The sequence below is a fragment of the Bradyrhizobium sp. P5_C11_2 genome (assembly GCF_054049755.1).
The window spans coordinates 1-1,413 of the sequence record NZ_JBFULT010000995.1; the positions used below are offsets into that span (position 1 = coordinate 1).

Here is a 1,413-nt window from a genome sequence, read left to right on the forward strand (position 1 = left end):
GGCGTGTTGACGCTGACCACGGGAATGCCGCGCTGGCCGGTCCTGGGCAGCACATAGGCGCGGCTGGTGAAGCGCACGAACGGCTTGCGATCGCGCACATAGATGTTGAACTCGGCCGATTTCGGCAGGCCCTCCTTCACGGTCGACGGCAGGCCGGCGCGCAGATTGACGTTGTAGCGTTCGCCGTGCTTCAGCCCGTCGACGCAGAGCTGCTTGCCTTCGGCCGACAGCGCCGGCTTGTCCTGGCCCGCAAGCGCCAGGTATGGCGCGAAGTCGGTGCGTTTTGCCAATTCCTCGGAGAACTGGAAGCAGGCGCGCGGGCTCGCCGAGTCCGAATCCACCGTATAGTCGAGCAGCCGGAAACCGTGCTCGTCGCGCAGCTTCTCATATTGGCCGCGAACGTCGGCGACCTCGCGCATGTCGAGCGACAGCCGCAGCGAATCCAGCGCCGGCCGCCACAGCTTGCGTTCGGCGAGCGATTTTCCGAGCACGGCGAGCGCGTCGGCCTCCTCGCCGGGATTGCCGGCGCGCTGGTAGGCGATGTAGGCCGCGGTCGAGGCGCGCTCCAGCAGGAAAGTCTGCTCGCTCGAGCTCTTCGGGCTGATCTGGAAGATGACCCGCGCCAGCCGCAGCCAGTTGCCGGCATCCTCGGGCGTGGTCGCGGCGATCTGGCCGAGCACCGACAGGCCGCTGCGGAAATCGTTGCGCCGGAACGCGGCGTCGGCGTCGGTGCGCAGCGTCGCGCTGGTCTTGGCGACCGGCCCGGCCTCGCTCTTGATCTGGGCCTCCAGCTTGATTGCGGAATCGGCGAGATCGTCGCGCTTGAACGCCTTGTCGGCTCCTTGCGCGGCCGCAAGGCCGAACGCCAGCGTGGCGCAGAGTGTGACGGCGCGGATCAGACCGATCATGATGGACTCCAGAAATCCCTGAGAGGATCGCGGACGAGCGCCGCGGTGGCATGAAGTGCGCGGAAAGGTGACGGACTCAAGGCGATGGAACCAAAGGTGCAAAACGCCGCATTCGCCATGACAAGGCAAGCCCTGAGGAGACCGATCGCGATACCGCCGCGCACGCCGTCCTGATGGCGCAGCCATACCTGACCAGTCGACCGGCGGCCGTGTCCCGGAAGCTAGCCTGCGTTCCCGGCGATGTGATCCATCGTCCAGTCCGCGGCCGCTCAACCCGGCACCCTGACACCCCACCGTTCCGCTTTGTCGCGGCTTTGAGGAAAACGGTTCGGTTCAGGCTTGGCGAAACACCAGATTTTTCATATTGGCATGATATATGAACAGCCAGCCGCCAAACCGGGGCGGCTCAAGACGGTCCCATAGCTCAACTGGATAGAGTAGCGGATTTCTACTCCGCGGGTTGCAGGTTCGAGTCCTGCTGGGATCGCCAAAAACTCTCAAAAAC

At 65.0% G+C, this 1,413-nt stretch carries 1 tRNA gene and 1 pseudogene; one reads left to right on the forward strand and one right to left on the reverse strand.

Going from position 1 to position 1,413, the window contains the following annotated elements:
• Window positions 1-908: pseudogene (locus tag ACXJL8_RS41030) on the reverse strand (alpha-2-macroglobulin family protein); the annotation flags it as partial.
• Between the two features lie 413 nt (window positions 909-1,321).
• On the opposite strand from ACXJL8_RS41030, the gene ACXJL8_RS41035 reads away from it, so the two are divergent.
• Window positions 1,322-1,398, forward strand: a tRNA-Arg gene (locus ACXJL8_RS41035).
• Window positions 1,399-1,413: the final 15 nt, after the last annotated feature.